General features: G+C 73.0%; 26 protein-coding genes. 13 read left to right on the top strand and 13 right to left on the bottom strand.

Annotated features, from left to right (window positions below; all coding sequences use genetic code 11):
- Positions 1-11 precede the first annotated feature (11 nt).
- The 3 genes from HNR61_RS20290 (at position 12) to mctP (ending at position 2,639) form a co-directional block, all read left to right on the top strand.
- Positions 12-629: a carboxymuconolactone decarboxylase family protein gene (locus HNR61_RS20290; protein WP_182844758.1), complete on the top strand. Its 618-nt coding sequence runs from the start codon at positions 12-14 to the stop codon at positions 627-629.
- Between the two features lie 168 nt (positions 630-797).
- Complete coding sequence (locus HNR61_RS20285) at positions 798-1,022, top strand: DUF3311 domain-containing protein (RefSeq protein ID WP_182844757.1); 225 nt, start codon at positions 798-800, stop codon at positions 1,020-1,022.
- A 3-nt stretch (positions 1,023-1,025) separates the two neighbouring features.
- A complete protein-coding gene (gene mctP, locus HNR61_RS20280) occupies positions 1,026-2,639 on the top strand; it encodes a monocarboxylate uptake permease MctP (protein ID WP_182844756.1) in 1,614 nt (537 codons plus the stop codon).
- A gap of 126 nt (positions 2,640-2,765) precedes the next feature.
- Here mctP and HNR61_RS20275 read toward each other — a convergent pair whose 3' ends face one another.
- The gene (locus HNR61_RS20275; protein WP_182844755.1) at positions 2,766-3,110 is read right to left on the bottom strand and encodes a DUF6285 domain-containing protein; all 345 of its coding nucleotides are present in this window, start codon (positions 3,108-3,110) and stop codon (positions 2,766-2,768) included.
- A gap of 52 nt (positions 3,111-3,162) precedes the next feature.
- Here HNR61_RS20275 and HNR61_RS20270 point away from each other — a divergent pair, with 52 nt between their 5' ends.
- The 4 genes from HNR61_RS20270 (at position 3,163) to HNR61_RS20255 (ending at position 8,562) form a co-directional block, all read left to right on the top strand.
- Positions 3,163-4,371 carry an acyl-CoA dehydrogenase family protein gene (locus HNR61_RS20270; protein ID WP_182844754.1) on the top strand — a complete coding sequence of 403 codons (1,209 nt, stop codon included), beginning with the start codon at positions 3,163-3,165 and terminating at the stop codon, positions 4,369-4,371.
- Between the two features lie 132 nt (positions 4,372-4,503).
- Positions 4,504-7,290, top strand: a complete 2,787-nt coding sequence (locus HNR61_RS20265) for a family 20 glycosylhydrolase (protein WP_182844753.1) — start codon at positions 4,504-4,506, stop codon at positions 7,288-7,290.
- A 158-nt stretch (positions 7,291-7,448) separates the two neighbouring features.
- On the top strand, positions 7,449-7,961 hold the full coding sequence (locus HNR61_RS20260; protein ID WP_182844752.1) for a hypothetical protein: 513 nt from the start codon (positions 7,449-7,451) through the stop codon (positions 7,959-7,961).
- Positions 7,948-8,562, top strand: coding sequence for a class F sortase (locus tag HNR61_RS20255; RefSeq protein WP_182844751.1), 615 nt, complete (start codon positions 7,948-7,950; stop codon positions 8,560-8,562). Before HNR61_RS20260 ends, HNR61_RS20255 begins: the two co-directional genes overlap by 14 nt.
- Before the next feature lie 42 nt (positions 8,563-8,604).
- Here the strand turns inward: HNR61_RS20255 and HNR61_RS20250 are convergent, their stop codons facing one another.
- The gene (locus tag HNR61_RS20250) at positions 8,605-9,573 is read right to left on the bottom strand and encodes a phosphotransferase family protein (RefSeq protein ID WP_182844750.1); all 969 of its coding nucleotides are present in this window, start codon (positions 9,571-9,573) and stop codon (positions 8,605-8,607) included.
- An 85-nt stretch (positions 9,574-9,658) separates the two neighbouring features.
- Here HNR61_RS20250 and HNR61_RS20245 point away from each other — a divergent pair, with 85 nt between their 5' ends.
- Genes HNR61_RS20245 through HNR61_RS20230 form a run of 4 tightly spaced genes read left to right on the top strand, consistent with a single transcriptional unit; the run spans position 9,659 to position 13,492 of the window.
- Entirely contained in the window at positions 9,659-10,414 is a 756-nt protein-coding gene (locus tag HNR61_RS20245; protein ID WP_182844749.1) for a dolichyl-phosphate beta-glucosyltransferase, read from the top strand.
- Entirely contained in the window at positions 10,411-12,168 is a 1,758-nt protein-coding gene (locus HNR61_RS20240) for a glycosyl transferase (protein WP_182844748.1), read from the top strand. Before HNR61_RS20245 ends, HNR61_RS20240 begins: the two co-directional genes overlap by 4 nt.
- A gap of 14 nt (positions 12,169-12,182) precedes the next feature.
- The gene (locus HNR61_RS20235; protein WP_182844747.1) at positions 12,183-12,761 is read left to right on the top strand and encodes a SigE family RNA polymerase sigma factor; all 579 of its coding nucleotides are present in this window, start codon (positions 12,183-12,185) and stop codon (positions 12,759-12,761) included.
- Positions 12,762-12,766: 5 nt separating this feature from the next.
- Entirely contained in the window at positions 12,767-13,492 is a 726-nt protein-coding gene (locus HNR61_RS20230; RefSeq protein WP_182844746.1) for a hypothetical protein, read from the top strand.
- On the opposite strand, the gene HNR61_RS20225 is transcribed toward HNR61_RS20230, so the two are convergent.
- Positions 13,477-13,857, bottom strand: coding sequence for a phosphomannose isomerase type II C-terminal cupin domain (locus tag HNR61_RS20225; RefSeq protein WP_067831163.1), 381 nt, complete (start codon positions 13,855-13,857; stop codon positions 13,477-13,479). The genes HNR61_RS20230 and HNR61_RS20225 overlap by 16 nt on opposite strands.
- Entirely contained in the window at positions 13,857-14,519 is a 663-nt protein-coding gene (locus tag HNR61_RS20220) for a TetR family transcriptional regulator (protein WP_067831164.1), read from the bottom strand. The genes HNR61_RS20225 and HNR61_RS20220 overlap by 1 nt, the downstream gene beginning before the upstream one ends.
- A 207-nt stretch (positions 14,520-14,726) precedes the next feature.
- Here HNR61_RS20220 and HNR61_RS20215 point away from each other — a divergent pair, with 207 nt between their 5' ends.
- Positions 14,727-15,335 (top strand): acyl-CoA thioesterase, encoded by a 609-nt coding sequence (locus HNR61_RS20215; RefSeq protein ID WP_182844745.1) that lies wholly within the window; start codon positions 14,727-14,729, stop codon positions 15,333-15,335.
- Positions 15,336-15,438: 103 nt separating this feature from the next.
- Here HNR61_RS20215 and HNR61_RS20210 read toward each other — a convergent pair whose 3' ends face one another.
- The 8 genes from HNR61_RS20210 to HNR61_RS20175 all read right to left on the bottom strand — a co-directional run bounded on the left by HNR61_RS20210 (position 15,439) and on the right by HNR61_RS20175 (position 22,948).
- On the bottom strand, positions 15,439-16,686 hold the full coding sequence (locus HNR61_RS20210) for a ferritin-like domain-containing protein (protein ID WP_182844744.1): 1,248 nt from the start codon (positions 16,684-16,686) through the stop codon (positions 15,439-15,441).
- A 12-nt stretch (positions 16,687-16,698) separates the two neighbouring features.
- The gene (locus tag HNR61_RS20205; protein WP_182844743.1) at positions 16,699-17,571 is read right to left on the bottom strand and encodes an HvfC/BufC N-terminal domain-containing protein; all 873 of its coding nucleotides are present in this window, start codon (positions 17,569-17,571) and stop codon (positions 16,699-16,701) included.
- Positions 17,564-18,463 (bottom strand): MNIO family bufferin maturase, encoded by a 900-nt coding sequence (gene bufB, locus HNR61_RS20200; protein WP_182844742.1) that lies wholly within the window; start codon positions 18,461-18,463, stop codon positions 17,564-17,566. The genes HNR61_RS20205 and bufB overlap by 8 nt, the downstream gene beginning before the upstream one ends.
- Positions 18,460-19,056, bottom strand: coding sequence for a hypothetical protein (locus tag HNR61_RS20195; protein ID WP_182844741.1), 597 nt, complete (start codon positions 19,054-19,056; stop codon positions 18,460-18,462). Before HNR61_RS20195 ends, bufB begins: the two co-directional genes overlap by 4 nt.
- A gap of 50 nt (positions 19,057-19,106) precedes the next feature.
- Positions 19,107-19,448, bottom strand: a complete 342-nt coding sequence (locus tag HNR61_RS20190; RefSeq protein WP_182844740.1) for a hypothetical protein — start codon at positions 19,446-19,448, stop codon at positions 19,107-19,109.
- Between the two features lie 102 nt (positions 19,449-19,550).
- Positions 19,551-20,018: a phosphatase domain-containing protein gene (locus HNR61_RS20185; RefSeq protein WP_182844739.1), complete on the bottom strand. Its 468-nt coding sequence runs from the start codon at positions 20,016-20,018 to the stop codon at positions 19,551-19,553.
- Positions 20,019-20,099: 81 nt separating this feature from the next.
- Positions 20,100-21,329 (bottom strand): acyl-CoA dehydrogenase family protein, encoded by a 1,230-nt coding sequence (locus HNR61_RS20180; RefSeq protein WP_182844738.1) that lies wholly within the window; start codon positions 21,327-21,329, stop codon positions 20,100-20,102.
- A gap of 155 nt (positions 21,330-21,484) precedes the next feature.
- Positions 21,485-22,948, bottom strand: a complete 1,464-nt coding sequence (locus HNR61_RS20175) for a hypothetical protein (protein WP_182844737.1) — start codon at positions 22,946-22,948, stop codon at positions 21,485-21,487.
- Between HNR61_RS20175 and HNR61_RS20170 the strand changes: the two genes are divergently transcribed.
- Entirely contained in the window at positions 22,947-23,753 is an 807-nt protein-coding gene (locus HNR61_RS20170; protein ID WP_182844736.1) for a glycosyltransferase, read from the top strand. The genes HNR61_RS20175 and HNR61_RS20170 overlap by 2 nt on opposite strands.
- 69 nt (positions 23,754-23,822) lie before the next feature.
- Here HNR61_RS20170 and HNR61_RS20165 read toward each other — a convergent pair whose 3' ends face one another.
- Positions 23,823-25,259: an XRE family transcriptional regulator gene (locus HNR61_RS20165; RefSeq protein WP_182844735.1), complete on the bottom strand. Its 1,437-nt coding sequence runs from the start codon at positions 25,257-25,259 to the stop codon at positions 23,823-23,825.
- Positions 25,260-25,398 lie beyond the last annotated feature (139 nt).

Below are 25,398 nucleotides of genomic sequence, written 5' to 3'. Positions count from 1 at the left end.
GCCGCCGCAGCATGCCCAGACTCCGCCAGGTCTCCCGCGCCGAGGCCACCGAGCGCGACGACAAGCTCGTTCAGTTCTTCTACGACCTGCTCTTCGGCGAGGGCCGCGACCCGGTCGCGGAGCCGGGGACGACGGACGGGACCCCCGGCGACTGGTGGACGGTCTTCGCCCTCGACCACGCGGTCTTCAAGCACTGCGTGGCGGGCTTCCAGCTCTACCGGGAGGTCTCGCTCGACCCCGTCCTGCGGGAGCTCGGGCAGACGCGGGCCGGGTGGGCGCGGGGCAGCCGGTTCGTGTACGCGCAGCACCGCAGGCAGATGCGGGCCCTGGGCGTGCCGGAGGACAAGATCCAGGCCGTGGCCCACTGGGAGGTGTCGGACCTGTTCGACCCCCTGGAGCGGGCCGTGCTCGCCTACGCCGACGCGCTCGTGCTGAACGGCGGGCGCGTCCACGACGAGGTGTTCGAGACGCTGAGACGGCACCTGCCCGACGAGCAGATCCTCGAACTGACCTACGTGACGTGCCTGTACGACATGCACGCCACGATGGCGAAGGCGCTGCGCCTGGAGTTCGACGACCGGGAGGACCCGGTGGAGGATCCGGTGGAGACTCCCCCGCCGTCCGCTTAGTCCGGTTTAGTCCAAATTATGGAACGATCCATCAACTCGTACCATCTCCGAGATCGACCCGTGACCGGAAACTCATAGGCTCTCGCCACTCACCCCAGCCCGCGGGCCGTCTCAGCATGCGGACATCCCGCCCGCCGACGCCCGCACGACACGCGACGAGGAGGAGCCGTGGTCACGAAGGATTCTCCGCCGGAGACACGGCGGAGCGACCGCAGTCCCTGGAACTGGCTCCTGGTCATCCCCGTGGTGGTCCCGCTGCTGACCTTCCTGTTCAACAGCGACGGACCCCGGATCGCCGGATTCCCGGCCTTCTACTGGATCCAGTTCGCCTTCATCCCGCTGGGCGTGCTCTGCACGGTCGTGGTCTACCGGGCGACCAAGAGGAAGGGCTGATCCGTGACGGGCGAGCACCTCACCGAACTGATCATTTTCGGCGTGCTGTTCCTGCTGGTCAGCGGGATGGGCTTCGTCGCGGCCCGGTGGCGCCGGCCGACCACCATGGAGTCACTGGACGAGTGGGGCCTCGGCGGCCGCAACTTCGGCACCTGGGTCTCCTGGTTCCTGATCGGCGGTGACCTGTACACCGCCTACACCTTCGTCGCCGTCCCGGCGCTGGTGTTCGGCGCGGGCGCGGCCGGCTTCTACGCGGTGCCCTACACCATCGTGGTGTACCCGCTGGTCTTCCTCGTGCTGATCCGGCTGTGGTCGGTGTCGCACGTGCACGGCTTCGTCACCCCGGCCGACTTCGTGCGGGCCCGCTTCGGCTCCCCCACCCTGGCGCTGGTCGTCGCGATCACCGGCATCGTCGCCACGATGCCCTACATCGCGCTCCAGCTGGTCGGCATCGAGGCGGTGCTGAAGGCGATGGGGATCACCGGCCACCTGCCGATCGTCATCGCCTTCGGGATCCTGGCCGCCTACACCTACCAGTCCGGCCTGCGGGCCCCCGCGCTGATCGCGTTCGTCAAGGACGTGCTGATCTACCTGGTCATCATCGTCGCGGTGCTGTACATCCCGAGCAAGCTCGGCGGCTGGGGCAACATCTTCGACTCCGCCCAGGCCAAGTTCGACAAGACGCCCGTCCCCAGCGACGGCATCCTGCTGAACGGCACCAACCAGCTCAACTACGCGATGCTCGCGCTGGGCTCGGCGCTGGCGCTGTTCCTGTACCCGCACAGCATCACCGGCGTGCTGGCCAGCAAGAACCGCGACGTCATCAAGCGGAACATGGCCGCGCTGCCCGCCTACAGCTTCGTGCTCGGCCTGATCGCCCTGCTGGGCTTCATGGCGATCGCGGCGAACGTCAAGCCGATCGTCACCGACGGCAAGCCCGACACCAACACCGTCGTGCCGGTGCTGTTCGACCAGATGTTCCCGAGCTGGTTCACCGGCGTCGCCTACGCCGCGGTCGGCATCGGCGCGCTGGTGCCCGCCGCGATCATGTCGATCGCCGCGGCGAACCTGTTCACCCGCAACATCTACCGCGAGTACCTGCGCAAGGACGCCACCGAGGCGCAGGAGGCCAAGGTCTCCAAGCTGGTCTCGCTGGTCGTCAAGGTCGGCGCGGTCGCCTGCATCCTGCTGCTGGACCCGCAGTTCTCCATCGACCTGCAGCTCATCGGCGGCGTCGTCATCCTGCAGACGCTCCCGGCCGTGGCGCTGGGCCTGGTCACCCGCTGGTTCCACCGCGGCGCGCTGATCGCGGGCTGGGCCGCCGGCCTGGCGGTGGGCCTGTGGATGCTCTACCAGATCCCGAACCCGGCCAAGGGCAAGGCGCACTTCGGCGGCTCGGCCTACCCGCTCGGCGAGCTGGGCCTGGACACCAAGATGACGGTGTACGTCGGCATGCTCGCGCTGGCGGTCAACCTGGTCATCGCGGTGCTCGGCACCCTGGTGCTGCGCGCGGCCAAGGTCGCCGACGGCGAGGACGCCACCCAGGCGTCCGACTACGTCGCCGACGAGGGCGACCCGAAGGTGAAGAAGGAACTGGACCTGGCCTCCAGCACCTGATCCTCACCGCACGTCACGCGGAGCGGCCCGGTCACCTCGTTGACCGGGCCGCTTCGCGTACGACCCCCGACGTGTTGGCGGCCACGAGCGCGTGTCCGCGATGAGGGCCTCGGCGACCCGGCGGGCTCACCCGTCGAGGTACGCCGGGTTGGAGACGAGCAGCTTGTCCCGGACCGCGGCGGCCAGGGCCGACTTCAGCTCGGCGTGACGCGCGTCGAGATCACCCGCCCGGATGGCGGCGGCCAGGGCCGCGTCGTCCCGGTAGCCCAGGTCCTTCAGGCGCGTGGCGTGCTCCGCCGCCTGCTCCGCCCCCAGGCGTATCTCACGCTCCACGACGGCCAGCGCGTTCATGGCGACCAGGGCGTGGAAGCGGGTGCGGCCTTCCAGGCCGGGGAGCACGTCGCGTTCCAGGAACTCGCGGACGGCGGTGACGAGTTCGGCGGCGGACGGGGCGTCGTGCGGCGGGGGCATCGCGTTTCCCTTCGGTCCGGGACAGAATGCGATTCTAGACCGAGGAGGGATCATGAGCTTCGAGGTGCCCGCGTCCGTGCGGCCGGTCCGCGACGCCGTCCACGCGTTCATGACCGAGCGGGTCGAGCCCGCCGAGCCCGTGCTGCGCCGGGGCGACAAGGAGTCCGAGGACCTGCTGCGGGAGTTGCGGCGGCAGGCCAAGGCCGAGGGCCTGTGGGCGCTCGGCCATCCGAAGGAGCTGGGCGGGGGCGGGCTGCCGTTCCTGGACTACGTGTTCGTCAACGAGGTGCAGGGGCGCAGCGAGTTCGGGCAGCTCGCGCTCGGCACGTTCACGTTGCAGGACTCGCTGATGCTGCACCGGTACGCGAACGCGGCGCAGCGGGAACGGTTCCTCGCGCCGCTGGTGCGGGCGGAGATCTACCCGAGCTTCGCGATGACCGAGCCGGGGATCTCCAGCTCCGACCCGACGCAGCTCACCACGTCGGCGACGCTGGAGGACGGCGAGTGGGTGATCCGGGGGCGCAAGTGGTTCACCACGCTCGCCGACCGGGCCGCCTACACGACGGTGATGTGCCGGACCGAGCCGGAGGGGGCGCCGCCGCACCTGGCGTTCAGCATGATCCTGGTGCCGACGGACACGCCGGGCTACACGATCGTGCGCGAGACCCCGGTGCTCGGCCTGCGCGGCGGGCACTGCGAGGTCGTCTACGACGGGGTGCGGGTGCCGGAGGGGAACCTGCTGGGGCCGCGCGGGCACGGGTTCGTCATCGCCCAGGAACGCCTGGGCCCGGGGCGGATCTTCCACTGCATGCGGTTCCTGGGGCAGGCGCAGCGGGCGTTCGACCTGATGTGCGCGCGGCTGCACCGGCGGACGGCGTTCGGGGGGCCGCTGCACGAGAAGCAGCTCATGCAGCAGCACGTGTTCGACTCCTACCACGAGATCCAGTCGGCGCGGCTGCTGACGCTGCACGCGGCGCACAAGATCGACGCGGGGGAGCCGAGCCGGGGGCCGGTGGCGAGAGTGGAGATCGGGGTGATCAAGGTGGCGGCGGCGCGGATGCTGCACAACGTCATCGACCGCGCGATCCAGGTCCACGGGGCCGAGGGCCTCACCGAGGACACGCCGCTGGACCACATGTACCGGCACGCGCGGGCGGGCCGGATCTTCGACGGGCCCGACGAGGTCCACATCACCACCACCGCGCGCCGCGTCCTCAGGGAGTACGCCGCGGGCCGCAACTGGGAGTTCGGCCTCCGCTGACCCGCTGACAACGGCAGCCCCGTCAACCTCTTCCGCGTGTCCGGGAGCGGACCGGCGGGGCTGCCTGCGCGTTCGGGGGTGGCCGGATCAGGCGCCGTGCCCAGAGGAAACAGAAAGGTTACTTTCCTATTCATGGCGCTGAGATCACGACCGAGATCGACAGCTCTGGGCGCGGCCGCCATCGTCGCCGCCGCGCTCGGGACCGCGCTCGCTTCCGGCACCGCCTCGGCCGGCTGCCACCCCGACCCCCGCGACCTGCTGATGACCTACCAGCCGGTCGACCACACCGTCACCGACGCCCAGTACCTGCGGGCCCGGCTGACCCTCTCCAACGCCGACCGCCGCTGCTCCCTGGGCGGCGGCTGGACGATGTACTTCAACTCCGTGCGCCAGCCCGCCGCCGTCCTGGCGGGAGCGCCCGGCGACCTCGCCCGCAGGCAGCTCGCCGACCAGGGACTCGCGGTGACGCGCGGCGACCGGGCCCAGAGCGGCGACTTCTTCGCCCTCCGGCCGCTGGCCGGGTTCCGGCCCGTCGCGCCCGGCGAGCGCCGGAAGATCGACATCAACATCGAGCTGTGGACCACCCACAAGTCCGACGCCCCGGCGGGCTGGAGCATCGCGTTCGGGAACGGCCCCGCGCGCTGGCTGCCCGCGAAGACGCTGCTCGACCCGGACGACCCCAAGCAGACCAAGGCGTTCTTCGGCGACCGGCGGCCGGTGCAGAACGCCGGGGTCCGCTACGCCGAGAACACCTCCACCAAGGTGAACCTGACGCTCCGGCAGCGCCTGGTCCCCCAGCCGCTGTCGGCGACCGCCCCGGGCGGGACGACCCGCGTCGGCGGCGGCTCGGCGGTGTCGGCCCCGGCCGCGCTGCGCGGCGAGGCCCGCTACCTGCGCGAGGCCCTGTCCGACGTGGCGGGCGGCAGGGGCGCGCCGATCACGTTGCGGCTCGACCCGAGGCTCGACGTCACCGCCGACGGGAAACCCGACGCCGAGGGCTACCGGCTCACCGTCGGCGGCCGGGGCGTGGAGATCGTCGGCGGCGGGCGCGCCGGGGTGCTGTACGGCGTGCAGACGCTCCGGCAGCTGGTGCCCGTCGACGCCTACCGGGCGCGGACCTCGACGGTCCCGGTGCCCCGCGCGGTCGTCACCGACGCCCCGCTGTTCGGCTACCGGGGCCTGCACATCGACGTGGGACGGCACTTCGAGTCCAAGGGGACGATCAAACGGTTCCTGGACCTGATGGCGTTCACCAAGCTCAACCGGCTGCACCTCGGCCTGACCAACGACGAGGGCTGGCGGCTGGAGATCCCCGGCCTGCCCGAGCTGACCGGCTTCGGCGCGCGCCGCGCCCTCGACCCGCCCGAGAAGCGGGCGCTGCACCAGGGCATGGGCTCGGTCAACGACCTGGGCGGCGGCGACGGGATCACCGGCAAGGCCCGGAACCACACCGAGGCCAACCTCGGACGCCGCCCGGCCTACCAGGGCTTCGAGCAGTCCACCCTGAACTTCGTGGGCAAGGGCGGCGGCCACTACTCGGCGCGCGACTTCCGGGAGATCCTGAGGTACGCGACCGAACGGCACATCGAGGTCATCCCCGAGCTGAACTTCCCCGCCCACGCCCGCGCCGCCGTGCAGGCGATGGAACGGCGCGCCCAGCGCGGCGACACCACCTACCGGCTGCTGGATCCGGCCGACACCTCGCGGCACGTCAGCGTGCAGTACTACAACGACAACCTCGTCAACCCGTGCATCAAGAGCACCTACGCGTTCCTCGGCAAGGTCGTGGGCGAGGTCAAGAAGATGTACACCGCGGCGGGCGCCCCGCTCAACCGCGTCAACCTCGGCGGCGACGAGCCGCCGGGCCCGGCGTCGGGCTGGTGGAACGGCTCGCCCGCCTGCAAGGCCAACCCCGAGACCGCGGGCAAGAGCGGCGAGGAGCTGGCCGACCTGTTCTTCACCAGGTGGAACGCCATCGCGCTGAAGGCCGCGCCGACCACCACCGGGTGGGAGGACGCCACCGACCCGCACCGCGGGCTGCGGCTGAAGAACTTCGCGCCGCTGCCCTGGCAGAACGTGTGGGGCTGGGGCCGCGAGGACTGGGCGTACCGGTTCGCCAACGAGGGCACCCCGGTGATCCTCGCGCACGCCACCAACCTGTACCTGGACCTGGCCTACAACAAGGACCCCGACGAGCCCGGCTACTACTGGGCGGCGTACGTGGACGACAAGAGCACTTTCACCTACCAGCCGTTCGACGTGTACGCCAACGCCGTCGAGGACCGCTGGGGCAACCCCGTCACCCCCAGCCCCGACTGGGTGCGGCTCACCGAGCAGGGCAAGAAGAACATCCTCGGCATCGAGGCCCAGCTGTGGGCCGAGAACGGCAAGACCGAGGGCCTGCGCGAGTACCAGGCGTTCCCCAAGCTGCTGGGCGTCGCCGAACGCGCCTGGAACCGCGACATCCCGACCCCGCAGCGGATGCCCGCGGCGTGGAACGTGTTCACCAACACGCTCGGGCAGGTCACGCTCCCGCTGCTGTCGCACTACAGGCCCGTCGGCGCGCCCGGCGGCGGCGTGAACTACCGGATCCCGCTGCCCGGCGCCAAGCTGGACGGCGGCGTGCTCACCGCCAACGTCCGCAACCCGGGCCTGCCGGTCGAGTACTCCACCGACGGCACGCGCTGGCGGACCTACACCGGGCCGGTGAAGGTCGGCGCGTACGCGCTGACCCGCACCCGCGCCGCCGACGGGAGGGTCAGCCGTCTCTCCCCGGTGGGCGTCCCGGCCTGGCGGGGCGGCGCCGCCTACGCGCCCGGCGCGCTGGTGACCCACCAGGGCGAGCTGTTCCGGGCGACGCGGCCGGGCACGGGCCGGTCCCCCGACACGTCCCCCGGCTGGTGGACGCCGCTCCGGTGAGCCGATGACCGGCGGGGGAAGAGCCCGGCCCCTCCCCCGCCGGTAATACTCGGCCAAAGAAACCCCCCGCGTCGCCTTGGCCGCTCCAGCCCCGGGAATCACCTCCGAAACGGGGCGCCAGCCTCGCGGGCACGAGGACTTCGGGGGGACAGGTGCAGGTGAGAGCCGCCGCGTGGGCCGGGCTCGTCTCGGGAGCCGTGCTGTCGGGCGCCGTCGGGCTGGGCCCGCCCGCGCACGCCGACGACCTGGACGTCGATCCGCGGGTCGCCCGCCCCGGCCAGACCGTCACCGTCTCGGGCGGCTGCACCTCCGGAGGCCAGCGCGGCAACGACACCTTCGTCAGCGTCACCGGGGCCGCGACCGGCCAGGGACCGGTCAACGACGGCTGGTTCAGCGTCAAGGTCAAGGTGAGGAAGAGCAAGCCGGGGCGCTACCGCGTCGACGCCAAGTGCATCCCGTCGAACTACTCCCAGAACGGCACGGTCGTGGTGCGCAAGCACAAGCCGCGGCCCCGGCACCACGACCGGCCGCACGGCTGGGCGATGACCGGCGGCGGCGGGACGCAGGGGCCGGACGTGCCGTGGACGGCGCTGGGGCTGACGATGCTCCTCGCCGCGACGGCGGTCGGCGGGACCGTGCTGCTGCGCGCCCGGACCCGTGGGAGCGCCTAACCCCGGCTACCTGGTCGCGGCCGGGCTGGCGCTGCTCGGCGCGCTGGCGATGGGCCACGGCATGCGCGACGGGCCCGCGCCCCGCTACCGCGACCAGGGCGGCCCGAAGGCGCTGTGGAACCTGCCCGACGGCCCCGACCTGCCCGCCTCGCCGCCCGCCCGGCTGAGGATCCCCGACCTCGGCGTCGACGCCGAGGTGATGCGCGTCGGGCAGAACGACGACCGGACCGTGCAGGTCCCGCCGTTCGCCCGGTCCGACGACGTCGGCTGGTACGAGCACGGCCCCGCGCCCGGCGCGCGCGGCTCGTCGGTCATGCTCGGCCACTACGACGACCTGGACGGGCAGGCGGTGTTCTTCCGGCTGCACCGGCTGAAGCCGGGCGCGACGGTGCGGGTCGTGCGCAAGGACCGGCGCACCGCCGTGTTCACGGTGGACGCCGTGGAGCGGGTCCCCAAGTGGGAGTTCCCGCGCAACCGCGTGTACGGCGACGTGCGCTACGCCGGGCTGCGGCTGGTGACGTGCGGCGGGGCCTACGACAAGCGGGACCACTCCTACCGCGACAACGTCATCGTCTACGCGCACCTGGTGGGCGAGGGCTGACGGCCGGGTCGGCAGGACCGGTGGAGGCGGGACCGGTGGCGGTCAGGGCATCATCCGCAGCAGGTCCCACTCGTTCTCGGCGACGCGGCGGCCGATCGCGGCGAGCTCGACCGAGCGTTCGCCGCCGGTCAGGTGCCGCTGCGCCTGCATGACGCAGATGACCGCCCACCGCGCCACCCCGAACATCTCCCACCAGCGCAGCGCGTCCCGGTCCACCGGGCCGCCGCCCGCCTCCTCGTACGCCGCGGTGAGCTGGTCGTAGGAGCCGAACCCGCCGACCGGCGGCGCGGCCCCGAACCGCCATGCCTTCACGCACAGCCAGCCCAGGTCCTCCAGCGGGTCGCCGAGGTGGGCCAGCTCCCAGTCCAGGACGGCGCGGACGCCGTCGGGGCCGACGATGAGGTTGCCGTTGCGGAAGTCGCCGTGCACGACGGTCGTGCGGCGGACGGGCGGGCGGTTGCGGTCCAGCCAGCGCAGCGCGAACTCCAGCGCCGGATGCGGGCGCCCCGTCAGGTCCAGCACCTCCCGCCACGCCGCGAGCTGGTCGGCGTCGTCGAGGCCGGGGACGGCGTCGGCGGGGATGCGGTGCACGGCCGCCAGGATCTCGCCGCACCGCGCGGCCAGCCGGGGCCGCACCCCGGCCAGCGCCGGGTCGCGCAGGACGCGGCGCGGGATGGTCTCGCCCTCGACGCGTTCCATCACGACGAACTCGGCGCCCAGGGGCCCGTCCGCGTCGCCCTCGGCCACCACCCGCGGGCTGGGCACCCCGGCCGCCCGCGCCGCCCGCATCAGCGCGGCCTCGCGGGTGAGGGGGATGCCCGCCGCCGCCCCCGGCGAGGCCAGCCGCAGGATCAGCGGATGGACCGTGCCGTCCTCGGTGACGGCGTCGAAGGCGCAGGTGACACGGGACGCGCCGCCGCTGTCGCGGGCCAGGCCGCGGACCCGCGCGCCCGGCCCGTAGTGCCCGGCGAGCACCTCCTGGAGGGGCCCGGCCAGCCGGTCGAGATCCATACCGTCATCCTGGCAGCGCGCCCCCGCCCGGCGGATGTGACCTACGTCATACAACCGGACGCGCGGCCGGAACGGTCACCGGGACGTGAACGCATCCTCGGTCGAGCTGACGGTCGTCATTCCCGCCTACAACGAGCGGGACCGGCTGCCCGCGACCCTCTCGGTGCTCCGGGCCCACCTGGAGCGCGCCGCGGGCTCCTGGGAGGTGCTGGTCGCCGACGACGGCTCCCGCGACGGCACCGCCCCGCTGGTGCGGGCCGCCGCCCGCCGCGACCCGCGCATCCGGCTGCTGCGCTCCCCCGCCAACCGCGGCAAGGGCCACGCGGTGCGGCGCGGCGTGCGGGCGTCCCGGGGCCGCCTGGTCCTGGTCGCCGACGCGGACCTGGCCACGCCCCCGGGCGAGCTGGCGCGGCTGCGCGCCGGGATCGGGCGGGGCTACGCCGCCGCGATCGGCTCGCGGCGGCACGCGCGGCGGCATCCGGCGCGGCTGCTGCCCGCGCTGGTGGGCGCGGCGGTGATCCGGCGGCTCGCCGTGCGCGGGTTCGCCGACACCCAGTGCGGCTTCAAGCTGTTCGACGGCGACCGCGCCCGCGCGGTGTTCCCGCTGGCGCGGACCGACGGGTGGGGTTTCGACGTGGAGATCCTGCGGCTGTTCGCCGAACGCGGCTGGCCCGTCGCCGAGGTCCCCGTGGCGTGGACGCACCGGGCCGGGTCCAAGCTGCGTCCGGCGGACTACCTGCGGGTGCTCGGCGAGGTCGCCGCGATCCGGCTGCGGCACGGCCCGCCCCCGCCGCCGGTCCCCGCCCCCGGCGCCCGGCTCCCCTCCCGGATCCCGGCGTGACGCGCGCCGTCGCCGGGCCCGCCCGCCGGGAACGCGCCCCGCGGCCCGTCCGGCGCCGCGCCGGGGGCCGCCGCGCCGACGCCCTGATCCTGGCCGGGTACGCGCTGGCCGCCGTGGCGGTCCTGAAGAACCTGTGGGCCTCCCCCTCCGGGCGCTACCTGGTGGACGGCGGCCCGGACCAGAACCAGTGGGAGTGGTTCTTCGCGGTGACCGCGCGCGCCGTCACGCGCCTGGAGAACCCGCTGTTCACGACGCTCCAGAACCATCCCGACGGCGTCAACCTCATGGGCAACACCGTCATGCTCGGCGTCTCGGTCCCGCTCGCGCCGCTGACCCTGGCGTGCGGGCCGGGCGCGACGTGGGCGGTGGTGCTGACGTCCGGGCTGGCCGGGACGGCGGCGGGCTGGTACCGGCTGGTCCGGCGCCACCTGGGCGGGTCGCGCCCGGCCGCGGCGGTCGGCGGCGCGTTCTGCGGCTTCGCCCCTCCGATCGTCACGCACGCCAACGCCCACCCCAACTTCGTGGCGCTGTTCGTGCTGCCGTTCCTCGTCGGGCGGCTGGTGATGCTGGCGCGCGGCGGGCGGCCGCTCCGCGACGGCGCGGTCCTCGGGCTGCTGGCCGCCTACCAGATCCACATGGGCGAGGAGGCGCTGCTGCTGGCGGCGACGGCGCTGGTGCCGTTCGCCGCGGTGTACGCCGTGTCGCGGCCCGACGCGGCGCGGGCGGCCGCCCGTCCGCTGCTCGCCGGGCTGGCGGTCGCGCTGGCGGTGTCCGCCCCCCTCAGCGCCTATCCGCTGTGGTGGCAGTTCGCGGGGCCGCGAAGCTACGACGGCCTGCTGCACGGGCCCTCCGGGAACGACGTGGCGGTGCTGGCGGCGTTCGCCCGCCAGTCGCTGGCCGGGCATCCCGCCCCGCCGGGGCCGCTGGACGTGAGCACCACCGAGCAGAACGCGTTCTTCGGCTGGACCGTCGTCGTCCTGGTCGCGGTGCTGCTGGTCTGGCTGCGGCGGCTGCCGCTCGCGCGGGCGCTCGGCGCGGTCGTCGTCACCGGGGTCCTGCTGTCGCTGGGCCCGGAGATCGTCGTGAACGGGGAACCCACCGGCGTCCCCGGGCCGTGGCGCTGGACGGCGCGGCTGCCGCTGTACGAGTCGGTGCTGGAGTCGCGGCTGACGATGACGTGCGTCCCGGCGATCGGGCTGCTGGTCGCGCTCGGCGTGGACCGGCTGCGGGCCCGCGCGCCCGCCGAGGGCCCCCGGCTGTGCGCGGTGGTCCTGGCGCTGGCGCTGGTCCCGGTCGTGCCCAAACCGCTGCCCGCCGAGCCGCGCCGGAAGGTCCCGGCGTTCTTCACCGACGGGACCTGGCGGCGGCACGTGTCGCCGGGCCGCGCGCTGGTGCCGGTGCCGCTCCCCGGCGCCGGCGACGCCGAGCCCCTGCACTGGCAGGTCCGGTCCGGGCTCGGCTTCCCGGTCCCGGAGGGCTACTTCGTGGGGCCGTTCGGCCCGCGCCGGGAGGGCGGCTACGGAGCCGAGCCGCGCCCCACCTCCCGGCTGCTGCGGCGGGCCGCCGACGACGGCCCGCCCCCGGTCGGCGACGCCGAACGCGCCGCCGCCCGCGCCGACCTGGCGTACTGGCGGGCCGACGCGGTCGTGCTCGGCCCGCACCCGCGCGGGGAGCACCTGCGCGCCACCGTGGAGGCGCTGCTCGGACCGGGCGTCCGGGAGGGCGGCGTGTGGGTCTGGAGGGTCCGGCCGTGACCGTTCCCCGCACTATGATCGCTTCCCTTCCCGCCGTCTCCCGCAGCGGGCCGAGGGCTCCCGAGGGGCACGCCGCCGTGCGACCGGACGACGAACGCGACTACGAGGAGTACGTGGCCCGCGCGCTGCCCGGGCTGCGGCGCGTCGCGCACCTGCTGTGCGGCGACCCGCACCGCGCCGACGACATCGTGCAGACCGCGCTGACCAGGCTGTACCTGCACTGGCGGCGCGCCCGCGCCGCCGACGACCTCGACCGCTACGTGCGGCGGATCCTGGTGCGCTCGTTCCTCAACGAGCGCCGCCTGTCCTGGGCGCGGGTCCGCCTCACCGGCGCGCCCGCCGACACCCCTGACCCGCCCGCCGCCGGCCCGTCGGACGTGGAGACCCGCACCGTGCTGCGGGCGGCGCTGGAGCGGGTGCCGCCGAGGCAGCGGGCCGTGCTGGTACTACGGTTCCTGTGCGACCTGCCGGTCGCGGAGGTCGCCGCCGTGCTCGGGTGCTCGGAGGGGAACGTCAAGAGCCAGACCGCCCGCGGCCTGGCCCGGCTGCGCGCGCTGCTGGGCGACCGGGCTCCGACGCTGGAGGAAGGGTAGCCGCGATGGACGAGCAGGAACGTGAGGGCGCGCGGCTGCTGGGAGGGCTGCGCGGGTTCGAGCCGCCGGCCGCGGGCGGCGACCTGGCCGGGCGGGCGGTGCGCGCCGGACGGCGCGGGGCCCGCCGGCGGCGCGCGCTGGGCGCGGCCGCGTCGGCCGCGGCGATCTCGGGGGTGGCGGTCGTCTCGGTGCTGGCCGGGCGGGAGATGCTCGCCCCCTCCCCCGAGCCGGCCGCGGGCCGTTTCACCGAGGGCCGGCAGGAGTTCCTGGTCGGCCGCGCGGGCGGGTTCGCCCCCGTCGACTACGACGCGGGGGCCGACGTGCAGCGGATCACGCTGCGCCCCGAGCGGCCGAGCACCTCGCCGCGCGCCGACGCGCTGGTGGAGATGTACCCCGGGGGAGCGCTGCCCGCCGGGCTCGACGCTCCCCCCTCCGGGAGCGCCGCTCCCGACGTCCACGGCCGCCCCGCCCGCTGGCTGGCCTCGCCGGTGCTGCGGACGGGGGCGGTGGAGATGGCGTGGGAGTGGCGGCCGGGGGCCTGGGGGTTCGTGTCGCTGAAGGGCGCGGGCGCCGAACGGGAACGGGCGCGGCTGGTCGCGCTCAGCGTCGTTCCCCGGGGCACCCCCGGCATCACTCCCACGGGCGGGCTCACGCCGTCCGGAGGCCCGAGCCCGACGGGAGGCCCGAACCCGTCCGGAAGCGCGGGGCCGACCGGTCAGGCGCGGCCGTAGGAGTCCTCCAGGCGTTCGATGTCGTCCTCGTCGAAGTGGCCGAACGCGATCTCCATCACGCGCACCGCCGGGCCCGCCGAGCCCAGCCGGTGGGTCTCCCCCGCCCGGATGAACACCCGCTCGCCCACCTCCGGCTCGATGCGGCGGCCCGCGACCTCGAACACCGCGCCCGGGTCGAGCGCCACCCACAGCTCGTCGCGGTCCCGGTGGCGCTGCAGGCTCAGCCGCTGCCCCGGGTCGACGTGGATCAGCTTGACGGTGGTGGGCTCGTTGAGCGTGAAACGCTCGAAGCCGCCCCAGGGGCGCCGGTCGGTCTCGACGGCGGGTTCGGGGCGCGGTTGGGTCTGCACGGTCACCTCGTTCATCACTCCTGGAACATTTCGAGCACCCGGCCCTCGGCCGTGGTGGAGAGCCGGGCCGCGGGCAGCCCGCCGAGGATCAGGTCGGCCAGGCCGTCGACCACGGCCTCGCGCGGCACCTCGTCGGCGTGGTCCAGCCACCAGTCCCCCGCGGTCTGGACCATGCCGACCACGGCGTGCCCCCACACGTAGGCGCGGGTGCGGTCGGCGGGGCCGTCGCCCAGCCCGCCCTCGGCGACCAGCACCTCGGCCAGCTCCCGGCTCACCCCGCGGATCATCGTGCTCATCGCGCTGTGCGTGGCCGCGTCCTCGGCGCTGGCGCGGTGCATGAGGAACCGGTACAGGTGCGGGTTCGCCGAGATCGTCGCCAGATAGGTGTCGATCGTGGAGCGGGTGCGGGCGCGCATCGAGCCGGGCCGGGAGAACTCGGCCTGGATGCCCTCGACCAGCCTGCGGGTGTGGCGTTCGGCGAGCGCCTGGTACAGGCCGCTCTTGTCGCCGAAGTGGCGGTACAGGATCGGCTTGCTGATCCCCGCCTCCGCGGCGATCGACGCCATCGACGCCTCCGGGCCCTCCCGCTGGATGACCCGGTCGGCCGCCTCCAGCAGGGCACGGCGGCGTCCGGGATCGCGCCGCGATCCCGTCCCGTCCCCGTTCGTGCCCGTCATGGTCCGATCACCTTAGTCCAGCCCCGGGGCAGGTCCGGCTCCCGGGCGACGGGCCAACGGTCCGCGGCCGGTCCGCGCGAGCGCCCCGGCGGCGTTCCCCGCCCGCGACACACGAAACATTGAGTGATCAACTGCTTGCTCTCGGTATTCGGCCGCCCTAACTTCGAGGTGGTCTCCGCAGTCCCCTTCCGAAACACGAGGTGATCCATGTCCGGCGAGCCCGCCAGCGTCCGCGTCCTGCAACGCATCGAACTCTGCGACACCGACGTCACGGGCCACTACCACCACTCCACGGTGATCCGCTGGGTGGAGGCCGCCGAGCAGACGCTGCTGCACCGGCTCGGCCTCGACCACCTTCCGATCATGCCCCGGGTCCACTACAGCGCCAGCTACCGGCGGCGGCTGTGGCGGCACGAGGTCGTGGAGACGCGGCTGCGCGTCGCGGAGGTGGGCCGCTCCTCGATGCGCTACCTGTTCGACGTGTGCGGCTCCGACGGTCCCTCGGTCGACGGCACCCTCACGGTGGTGAAGGTCGAGGTCGACAGCGGCTCGGCGCGCCCCTGGAGCGACCAGGAGCGCAAGGTGCTGCTGGAGTCCGGCCCGCAGGAGGACGACCTGCCGCACCCCGGCCCGGCCCGCACCGGGCTGCCGCGCACCGGCCCGCGGCGCTCCGGCCTGCCGCGCGTCCCGGCCCAGCGCGGCCCCTTCCAGGGGAGCGTTCCCGAGTCCGCCGCGCACCCGGTCGCGGCGCTGTCGCCGGGCGCGGTCCGGCCCGCCCGGCCCACCGCCGACGCCTGGGGCATCGGCTTCGGCTGAGCCGCACCGGCCCCGCACCGGCCCGCACGGTCGTCTCCCGGGCGTCTGCCATGACGCCGGGGAGACGACCGCGGACGCCGGGGAGCCGTCGTTTCCCGGCCGGTCAGATGTCGGGCATCTTCTCCAGCAGCCAGCGGACGCCGTTGTCGCCGCCCAGTTGCGGGAAGTGCGTGACGGCCTTGTCGCACAGTTCGATGAGGTGCTTCTTCTTGCCCGTGGAAGGCAGCCGCACGTACTCGAACGTCGGGGCCATCTGGAGCTTGTCGCCTGCGAGCGGGCCGCCGGCGACGGGGGTGGCCACCATGATCTCGGCGATGTTGGCCAGCAGCCCCTGCATGGCGGAGACGAACTGCCGCTCGTATCCGTAACGCGTGCTGTGCCGTCCCGGGACGACGTCGGTCGCGGGGGTCTGGTACAGCACGTCGATGAGGTGGAGCACGTAGCAGTACGCCGCGTTGAACAGGCTGTTGATGCCGTCGGCGGCCTTGTCGTCGAGGTACTGGAAGGACTTGGGGTCGGTGGGGACCTTCCAGGTCGGGCCGATCGGCTCGATCCCCTCGGCGATGCGCTGGAACTTGGTGTAGTGCGGCAGTTCGTCCAGGCCGGGGGTGGGGTGCAGCGGGTCGATCGGCACCGAGGGCCTGCTCGGGTCGGCCCCCTCCCCCTGGTCGACGATCATCTTCAGCGCCTGCTCGGCGGTCTTCAGGTCCTTGACCGGCATGGGCTCCCCGCCGCCGTCCTTGTTCCAGTAGGCGGCGGTGTACTGGAGTTCGGGACGGTTGTTCGCCCACAGGCTCTGGCCGTGCTGTTTGTCGAGCTTCTCCAGGCCCTCGCAGATCGCCTTGTAGAAGCGGCCGATGGTCGCGTACTGCCCCTTGGGGGGCGTGCCCTCGCCCGGTGCGGGGTGGGGGCGTTCGAACTCCATGAAGATCTTCCGGACGAGGGCCCTGTCGCAGCGGCTCAGCCGCAGCAGCAGCGGCGGGTGGCGGTGCAGCATGTACTCGGGGTAGTCGGGCAGGAAGTCCTCGTCGTAGAACCTCACCTGGTCCCCGAAGCCCAGGGCCACCAGAATGTTGCGCACCAGGCACAGGTGCAGCATCTCCTCAATGACGATGCTGCGGATCAGACGCTGGGCCCCTATACCGGGAGCCCAGCGGGAATGGCCCTGCCCGCCGATCGAGTACATGGCGTACAGGTACATGGGGATGGTCTGGGTCTCCACGGCCGCGGCCTGGATCAGGTGGTTGCGCAGGTCGTCCTTGGTGGTGATCCCCTCGGCGGCGTTGACGGGGCTGGCGTCCAGGATGGTGGCCAGGGACGCGCCGGAGGGGGTGGAAGCGTCGTTGCTCACGGTGCGGCCTCCTCAAGAGGGCTGGATGTGCGCGGATCGTGCTGTTCCGTGCGGGACGGCGCGGGACGGCGCGCCTCGGAGCACCCGCAGCCATCCGCGGGCGGCCCAGCCGCGCAGGTGACGGTGGGCCTCGCCGAGGTCCACCGAGCCGACGACGGCCGCGCGTTCGAGGGACGCTCCCCGGATCAGGGCGTCCAGCAGCGCGAAGGCGCCGGCGGTGATCGGTGTGGTGAGGACGCGGTAGTCGCGCCGGAACAGCACCAGGTGTGCCGGTTCGGGCGGGGGTGGCCCCGGGCGGCGGCGACGTCGGACGTCGTCGTGGTAGCGGTGCACCGGCGCGCGGACCCGCAGCAGCCGCAGGCAGGGCGCGGGCGTCGCCGTCAGGCCGCCGATGTCGGCGGCCGGCCACGGCGTGGGTGACCACTCCACAGCCTGGCGCCCCTCCAGACCGGGACCGTCGCAGACCCGCGCGAAGGCGAGTTCGTACCGCGCCAGGTCGATCATGAGGTCGATCCACGGCTCGCGTTCGGACGGCGGCAGCCCGCGGTCGGGACGGCAGGCGTCGAGGTGGTCGGCGAAGCCCTCGCCCAGCCGCGCCAGGGTGTAGGAGCGGGAGGGCCGCGCGTCCAAGTAGCCAGCGGCGAACTCGTCGAACAGTTCCGGGCCGAGCAGGACCCGCAGCGCCGGATACTGGTGGCGCATCGTCTCCAGCAGCCGTTCCCGGTAGCCGTGCCGGTAGATGTCCAGACGCTGCCCGGCGCTGAGCGATGGCGTCTCCGCCAGCATCGCGGCGGCGGGTCCGGTGGGGCCGCCGGGGGCCATGATGGCGTCGCGCAGCCAACGCTCGGCCGCCGCCAGCGACGGTTCGTCGTCGGGTCTAGCCATGGTGGCCCCCGTCCTGGTCGGCGTCGTCGGTCGGAGAGGGTGCGCCGAGATGCCGACGGGCCTTGTGCAGCTCGGCGAGCAGGTCGGGGAAGGGGGGAAGCCGGTCGTCCCACTCCAGGAGCGTCGGAACGGGGCCGCTCAGGGCGGTGGCGAGCCGGTACAGGCGCCACACCGGCGCGGCGACGGGCCGGTCGTGGGTGTCGACCAGATGCGTCCCCCCGTCGGCGTGCCCCGCCAGGTGGATCTGCGCGATCCGGTCGTGGGGCAGCGCCCGGATGTACTCCTCGGGGTCGAAACCGTGGTTGGTCGCGGAGACGAAGACGTTGTTGACGTCCAGCAGCAGGCGGCACCCGGTCTCCTCGCACAGCCGCGCCAGGAACTCCCACTCGGTCATCGTCGAGTGTGCGAAGGCCGCGTAGGTGCTGGGGTTCTCCAGCACCAGCGGCCGTTCCAGGACGTCCTGGACGACGCGGACGCGGCGGGCCATGTGCCGCAGGGACCGTTCGGTGAACGGGACCGGCAGCAGCTCGTGGGTGTTCACCCCGGCCACGCCCGTCCAGCACACGTGGTCCGACACCCACCGCGCCCCGACCGAGCGGGCCAGGCGCCGCAGCCGGTGCAGGTAGTCCATGTCCAGCGGGTCGGTGCCGCCGATCGACATCGACACCCCGTGCATCACCACCGGGTACCGCTCGGCGATCCGGTCGAGGGCGTGGCGCGGGTAGCCGCCGGAGTCCATGAAGTTCTCGGAGATGACCTCGAACCAGCCCACCCGCGGCCACTCCGCCAGCACGTGCGCCAGGTGCGAGGACCGCAGTCCGAGCCCCAGGCCGAGCCGTGGGCCCGTCTCAGCGTCCCGGTCGTCCGCGACGGACGAGGGGGCGGCCGTCATTTCTTCTTCGGCTGGTCGACGCGACCGGTCTCGTAGGAGGGGACCTCGTCGTCGGGGTAGCCCTCACCGGGCGACGGGCCGAACGGGACGCCCGCCTCGTACATGCGCTGTTCGAAGACCTTGCGGGCGCGTTTCCACACGCTGGTGCCCCGGAAGGGTCCGGCCGCGTGCACCCGGCTGACGTTGATCGGGCTGGCGCAACTGCCGGAGTAGCGGCAGTGCTGGGCGCCGGGAACGGCCTGCTCGGCCTCGTGGCCGGTGTAGCCGCAGCCGCCCTGACCCCGGCACTCGTTGGCGCCGTGGCACTCGTGGAAGACCGTGGCGCACTGTCCGGTGCCCGCCATCCAGCCGGTGCCGTCGCGCCCGTGTCCGGCGCAGGAGTTCAGCCCCATGCACACGTGCAGCTCGCAGGCCTTGGGGTCCTGCCCGGGCGTGGTGGGGCGCGGACGCGTCTCCTGCACCTTGTCGCGGGCCTGCCTGCCCGCCTCGCCGCCTTGGATGAACGATTCGGTGTCCTTGGCGAACAGTCGTTCGTCGCTGCCCGTCCCCTTCTCGGGGCACTGTTTCCGGTCGTGACCCTGCGATGAGGTCATCGGCTTGCCTTTCGTCGTGCCATCTCGAAGCGCGATACGTCGCCGGGGGCTCAGCGGGGGACGCAGAAGAACCCGACGACGCGGGCGGGCAGTTCCGCGTGCCCGGACGGGAAGCGGTCCGGCGGCCGTTCCCCGCATTCGAGCCGGGGGTCGGAGCCTCTCCTCGACACGATCAGGAAGGTGCCGCGGATCTCGCCGGCGTGCGGGGCGCCCCTCGAGGCGGCGCAGTTCAGCCAGCCCCATCCCTTGTGCTTGACGCCGGCGAAGGTCCGGTCGCAGGTGTAGGTGTGGACGACGGGAGCGGCGTGAGCGGTGGGGGCGTGGGCGGAGGACGCCATGGCGGTGGTCGTGAGGAGTACGGCCGCGGCGGCGGCCATGCGGGGGAAGGTCATCTTCTGTTCCTCGGGTCGGGAGTACCCACTAGGGTTCCCAACCCTGGGTAACGGAAAGGTGACCAACAGTAAAGAATTGGTCATGGCGCGGACGGCCGGGACTCAGAAGTTCCCTTCGGCGACCTGGAGGACGGTCAGGCCGAGGCGGCGCCACATCGCGACCACGCTGGCGCGGTCCTCCAGGACGGCGGTGACCGGCCCGACCGGCGCGATCCTGCGTTCGTACAGTTCGCGCTTGACGACGGTGTCGCGGCGGCGGTCGCCGTCAGCGCGCATCAGCAGCGCCTCCCCGGGGACGCCGACATGCTCGGCGATCCAGGCGCGGGTGGCGTCGCGGCAGGCGTCCGAGCGGCCGGACAGGTAGATGACGCGGTGCCCCGCGGCGGCCAGCGCCCGGACGACGGCGATGACGGGCGGGTTGGGCGCGTCCTCGCCGACGCGCGCCCAGTCGTAGGGCGTGCGGGCGCCGGGGCCGGTGCCGCGCAGCGCGACGGTGCCGTCGATGTCGACCAGGAACAGGCCCCGGCCAGCGGGGGCGGACCGGGCCCGGTGGCCCTGCTCGTCGGTCATGGACTCCTTCTCTCGTCCACGGCCCCGCCGCGGCCGGGCGCGGAGGGGCCCGGCCGGAGACGGGTCTTGGCGGACGGGAGGTTACCGGACCGGCAGGCCGGTGACGGTGCGGCCGATGACCAGGCGCTGGATCTCGCTGGTGCCCTCGAAGATCGTGAAGATCTTGGAGTCGCGGTGCATGCGCTCCACCGGGTACTCGCGGGTGTAGCCGTTGCCGCCGAGGATCTGGATGGCCTCCTCGGTGCAGCGGACGGCGGCCTCGGAGGCCATCAGCTTGGCCATCGAGCCCTCGGCGCTGGTGAAGTCCTTGCCGTTGCGGGCCATCCAGGCCGCCCGCCACACCATCAGCCGGGCGGCGTCGATCTGGCACTTCATGTCGGCCAGCTTGAACGCCACGGCCTGGAAGTCGCCGATCTTCTTGCCGAACTGCTCGCGCTCGCGGGCGTACTGCAGGGCGTAGTCGTAGGCCGCCCGCGCGACGCCGAGGGCCATCGCGCCCACGGTCGGGCGGGTGGTCTCGAACGTCTTCAGCGCGGCCTGGCCCTTGGTGCTCTTGCCCTCGCGCACCCGCGCGATCCGCTCGTCGAACCGCTCCTTGCCACCGATGATCAGGTGGCCGGGGACGCGCACGCCGTCGAGGATGACCTCGGCGGTGTGGGAGGCGCGGATGCCGTGCTTCTTGAACTTCTGGCCCTGCTTCAGGCCCGGCGTGTTCGGCGGGACGATGAAGCTGGCCTGGCCCCGGGTGCCGAGCTCGGGGTGGACCGAGGCGACCACGACGTGGATGTCGGCGATGCCGCCGTTGGTGGCCCAGGTCTTGGTGCCGTTGAGCACCCACTCGTCCTTGGCCTCGTCGTAGGCGGCGCGGGTGCGGATCGAGCCGACGTCGCTGCCCGCGTCGGGCTCGGAGGCGCAGAACGCGCCGAGCTTCACGTCGTCGGCGGTGCCGAACATCTGCGGCACCCACTCGGCGACCTGCTCGGGAAGGCCGGTGGCGGCGATGGAGGCGGCGGCCAGGCCGGTGCCGACGATCGACAGCGCGATGCCCGCGTCGCCCCAGAACAGCTCCTCGAACGCGACCGGGATGCCGAGCCCGGTCGGCTCCAGCCACTGGGTGGCGAAGAAGTCCAGGGAGTAGATGCCGACCTTGGCGGCCTCCTGGATGAGCGGCCAGGGGGTCTCCTCGCGCTCGTCCCACTCCTCGGCGGCGGGCCGGATCACGTCGCGCGCGAACTCGTGCACCCACTGCTGGACCTCGCGGACGTCCTCGCTCGGTTCCAGCGAGAACGGCGTCGCGTCGGTGCTCGTCATCTTTATTGACCCTTTCTCCAATATCACCTGTTACCAACGGTAGCACCTTCGCGCGTCACCTGGGGTAACGCGGTGGCGGCCGTCACCGGACGCTCCCTCCGGGAACAACCGGGGCCCCGGCGTCCGCGAGGTCGCCGGGGCCCGGGAGCGCGGGCTCAGGAGGGCGGCGCGGAACCCGTGGCCCGCCGGCCCCGCCGCCGGCTCCAGGGCGGCCCCGCGGTGGCGGGCGCCGAGAACGGGTTCAGGCGGCTGGTCATCCGCCGGATCAGCGTCAGCGCCAGGCCGAAGCTCAGCACCATCAGCGTCAGCATCGTCCCCGCGAACTCCCAGGGGTGGTTGGCCAGCACCTTCTCGGGCCCGCCGCCCAGCACGTCGCCGAGCACCCCCTTGATCGACTCCTGGAGGCTCAGCACCATCGCCGCCGCGCCGACCGAGGCGCCGACCAGGCCGCCGGTCCAGTCCGACAGGGTGTCCAGGCGCTCCTGGAACCAGGTCAGGTTCGCCCGCACCTGGCGTTCCAGGTCGCCCAGGTCGCGCAGCAGGATCTCGCTGGTGTAGTGCCCGCGGATCGGCTCGATCAGCTGGCCGATGCGGTCGTGCAGCACGTAGTCGTCGGTGGTGCTGGCCACCATGTGCTGCCAGCGCTCCAGCTGCGCGCGGGTGATGGTGAGGCGCTCGGTGAGCACCCGCTGGGTGTCGCGCTGCACGCAGCGCAGGGCGGCGCGGCGCAGGGTCAGGTACTCCAGCAGCTGGGTCCGGTCGGGGTCCATCACGTCGGTCTCCCCGTCGACCGCTCCCGACAGCAGCAGGGTCAGCGCCTGGTTCTCGGTGAGGTACCAGCGGTCCAGCGTCTCCCGGCCCAGGGCGACCGGGACGGCCCGGATGTCGCCGCGGCCGGGGAACATCAGGGAGTCGATGACGCCCTGCCACTCCCTTTCCCGGTCCAGCGACCCGGCCAGCGGGCTGAGCCGCGGGTTCACGATTTCGAACTGGGCGCCGAAACTCACCGGAAAAGGATGCCCGACATAACCTTCGCGATAAAGTTCGTGCAATTTCTCGCAGCCCTGCATTCCCTCGGACGCCCATTCGGCGATGTGCGCCCCGGACGGGCGGCCATGGGCGCGCTCGTAGAAATCAAGGAAGAACCAGTTCATGGCGCACCGGATGTTCCCCTCCACGACGCGCCCCTGCGGCACGTGCCAGCGCAGCGGATAACCGGTGACCCACATGGCCCGTTCCAACTGGCCGAGGACCTCGGCGGTCACGGGCCCCTCGTACTCCAGCCGGTCGGCCCGTAGGGTGAGCCTGACCACCATGAAGCCGGAGGAGTGCACGAGCAGGTGACCCCGCACCCGCCCCGCGACGGGACGCTCCCCCGCCGCCAGCCGCAGCGTTCCGTCGAACCGGAGCCAGGGCAGGCGCAGCCGCGCCACGTGGCCGAACCGCAGCGTCTGGATGTCGAAGAACGCCTGCTCGTCGACGTCGACGACGTCGACCCCGGTTCCGGCGCCGCCGGTCGCCACCAGGGCACCGGGGGCGGTGTGAGCGAGGTCACCGAGGTCGTAGGCCCGAATCCAGCTAATAGTCCAGTCAGGGGGTATTTGTCCCGCGATGTTCATGATCGCGATCGTAGCCCACAATGAAGAGCCCTATCTGGCCAACGCCATTTCCCAGGCGCGCGCGGCGGCCGACCCGCAAACCCGGATCGTCGTGGTGGACAGCGCCTCCACCGACGGCACCGCCGAACGCGCGCGGGCGCTCGGCTGCGAGGTGATTTCCGCGCCTCTCGGGAAAGGCGCGGCAATGGCGGCGGCCGCGCGCGGGGCCGACGCCGAATGGCTCTGCTTCCTGGACGCCGACATCGTCGAGGACGGCGTGAACATCCCGCTCACCCTGCGGCGCGCGGTGGAGGCGGCCGGCCCCGGCACCGCGATGGTGGTCGCCGACTTCGACGACCCGCCGCCCCCGCCGATCCTGAGCGCCACGATCGCGCTGTACGGGCCGCTGGTGCGGGCGCTGTTCCCCGAGGCCGACGGCCGGTTCGGCGGCCGTCCGCTCAGCGGGTTCCGCGCGGTGCGGCCCGAGCTGGTCGGCGACGACGCGCCCCGCGACTTCGGCATCGAGGCGTACCTGAACCTGTCGGCCGCGCTGTCGGGCCGCCCGACGGCGCTCACCCACATCGGCCTGTTCAAACAGCGTTTCCGCTACAAGGCCGACATGGGCACCGAGATCTCCCGGGCGGTGCTCGACCTCGCCGAGTCCCACGGCAGGCTCGACCCGGCGCTGCGGGACGAGTGGGACGCCTGGGTGGCGCACGTCATGAAGGTGATCCAGGGCTACCGCGGCGACCTCGGCGAGCGGGACGCCTACCTGGAGCGGCTGCGCGCGGCGGCGGACCGGCCGCTGCCCCCGCGTTCCCGCTGACCCCGCCGGACGCGGGCCGCACCGCCACCCGGAGCCGGCGGCGGCGAGGCCCTCACGTGCCGACGCGCCTCACGCGTGGGAGTGGCGGTCCAGGAACTCGTACACGTCGGCCTCGTCCACGCCGGGGAACGCGCCGGGCGGCAGCACCGACAGCACGTGCGAGTGCGCGCGGGCCGACGGCCAGGCCATGCCCTCCCAGCGTTCGGCCATCTCCTTGGGCGGGCGCTGGCAGCAGTCGCCGTCGGGGCAGGCCGACTTGACCCGGTTGGTGGTCTCGCGGCCCCGGAACCAGCGCGAGTCCTCGAACCGCACGCCCAGCGTGATCGCGAAGTCGCGCTCGTGGCTGGGATCGACGTGCGACAGGCACCAGTAGGTGCCCTTGGGCGTGTCGGTGTACTGGTAGTAGACCGAGAACCGGTCGGGGGCCTCGAACACGTGGCGGCCCGCCCACTGGCGGCACATCCGCTGGCCCTCGATCGCGCCGTCCTCGTCCTGGGGGAAGATCAGCCCGTCGTTGGCGTACGCCTTGTAGATCGTGCCGTTCTCGTCGTTCTTGGTGAAGTGCAGGTGCAGGCCCAGGTGCTGCGTGGCGACGTTGGTGAAGCGGTGCGCGGCCATCTCGTAGGAGACGGCGAACACGTCGGCCAGGTCCTCCACCGACAGCTCCCGGTTGGCCTTGGCCTCCGTCAGGAACGGCACCACGGCGCGCTCGGGCATCAGGATCGCCGCGCCGAAGTAGTTGGCCTCCACGCGCTGGCGCAGGAAGTCGGCGAAGTCGCGGGGCACGTCGTGGTCGAGGGCGATGTGGCCGAGGGTCTGGAGCAGGATCGTGCGCGGGGTGTGCATGCCGAGCTGCTCGCGCTCCAGGTAGATGCGCCGGTTGCGCAGGTCGGTGACCGAGCGCACCGAGCGCGGCAGGTCCTGCACGTACTGCAGGCCGAAGCCGAAGTGGCTGACCAGGGTCATCAGCATGCCCTGGGAGACCGCGCCGCCCCGGTAGCCGACCGCGTCCAGGGTCTGGGCGGCGACCTGCTCGATCTCGCCGAAGTGGTTGCCGCGCTCGTGCATCTGGCGGCGCAGCTCGGCGTTGGCCTTGCGCGCCTCCTCGGGGCTGGCGGTGGGCTTGGTGCGGGAGCGCCGCAGCTCGCCGTAGAGGCTGAGGATGTGCTCGATGACGTCGTTGGGCATCCGCTTGGACACCTTCAGGTGCGGCAGGCCCAGGGACTTGTACAGCGGGTCGCGCTGCGCCTCCTCCAGCGCGATCTCCAGCTGCGCGCGGCGGCTCGGGGGCTGCCGGCGCAGCAGCTCCTCCACCGGGACCTCCAGCGCGGACGCCAGGGACTGCAGCAGCGACAGTTTGGGCTCGCGGCGCCCGTTCTCCAGCAAGGACAACTGTGAGGGCGCGCGCCCGACGCGCGCCCCGAGGTCGGCGAGGGTCATGTTGCGGCTGCGCCGGAGGTGGCGCAGGCGCTGCCCGAAGGTGACGAGATCTACGTCACTCGTCAAGTTGAGGGGTTCTTCTGGCCGCAAGGTCGTCACAGGTTCATGCTAGCGAAAAATCCGCAGATCTTTCGTTACTCGCCAGTTTATTTACCGCTTGCATCCGGGGCATAGTCGTGGTCAAGCACCCAGGGGACGACACCGG

The organism is Actinomadura kijaniata (genome assembly GCF_014138665.1).
GTDB classification, from domain to species: Bacteria; Actinomycetota; Actinomycetes; order Streptosporangiales; family Streptosporangiaceae; genus Spirillospora; species Spirillospora kijaniata.
Note: the sequence above shows the minus strand (reverse complement) of the source record. Positions and strands in the feature narration are given on the sequence as shown.

Coding starts and splice junctions, on each gene's coding strand:
- HNR61_RS20290 (WP_182844758.1), top strand. CDS start 12: ATGCCCAGACTCCGCCAGGTCTCCCGCGCCGAGGCCACCGAGCGCGAC.
- HNR61_RS20275 (WP_182844755.1), bottom strand. CDS start 3,110: ATGCCCCCGCCGCACGACGCCCCGTCCGCCGCCGAACTCGTCACCGCC.
- HNR61_RS20270 (WP_182844754.1), top strand. CDS start 3,163: ATGAGCTTCGAGGTGCCCGCGTCCGTGCGGCCGGTCCGCGACGCCGTC.
- HNR61_RS20265 (WP_182844753.1), top strand. CDS start 4,504: ATGGCGCTGAGATCACGACCGAGATCGACAGCTCTGGGCGCGGCCGCC.
- HNR61_RS20250 (WP_182844750.1), bottom strand. CDS start 9,573: ATGGATCTCGACCGGCTGGCCGGGCCCCTCCAGGAGGTGCTCGCCGGG.
- HNR61_RS20235 (WP_182844747.1), top strand. CDS start 12,183: ATGATCGCTTCCCTTCCCGCCGTCTCCCGCAGCGGGCCGAGGGCTCCC.
- HNR61_RS20230 (WP_182844746.1), top strand. CDS start 12,767: ATGGACGAGCAGGAACGTGAGGGCGCGCGGCTGCTGGGAGGGCTGCGC.
- HNR61_RS20225 (WP_067831163.1), bottom strand. CDS start 13,857: ATGAACGAGGTGACCGTGCAGACCCAACCGCGCCCCGAACCCGCCGTC.
- HNR61_RS20220 (WP_067831164.1), bottom strand. CDS start 14,519: ATGACGGGCACGAACGGGGACGGGACGGGATCGCGGCGCGATCCCGGA.
- HNR61_RS20215 (WP_182844745.1), top strand. CDS start 14,727: ATGTCCGGCGAGCCCGCCAGCGTCCGCGTCCTGCAACGCATCGAACTC.
- HNR61_RS20205 (WP_182844743.1), bottom strand. CDS start 17,571: ATGGCTAGACCCGACGACGAACCGTCGCTGGCGGCGGCCGAGCGTTGG.
- bufB (WP_182844742.1), bottom strand. CDS start 18,463: ATGACGGCCGCCCCCTCGTCCGTCGCGGACGACCGGGACGCTGAGACG.
- HNR61_RS20195 (WP_182844741.1), bottom strand. CDS start 19,056: ATGACCTCATCGCAGGGTCACGACCGGAAACAGTGCCCCGAGAAGGGG.
- HNR61_RS20190 (WP_182844740.1), bottom strand. CDS start 19,448: ATGACCTTCCCCCGCATGGCCGCCGCCGCGGCCGTACTCCTCACGACC.
- HNR61_RS20185 (WP_182844739.1), bottom strand. CDS start 20,018: ATGACCGACGAGCAGGGCCACCGGGCCCGGTCCGCCCCCGCTGGCCGG.
- HNR61_RS20180 (WP_182844738.1), bottom strand. CDS start 21,329: ATGACGAGCACCGACGCGACGCCGTTCTCGCTGGAACCGAGCGAGGAC.
- HNR61_RS20170 (WP_182844736.1), top strand. CDS start 22,947: ATGATCGCGATCGTAGCCCACAATGAAGAGCCCTATCTGGCCAACGCC.
- HNR61_RS20175 (WP_182844737.1), bottom strand. CDS start 22,948: ATGAACATCGCGGGACAAATACCCCCTGACTGGACTATTAGCTGGATT.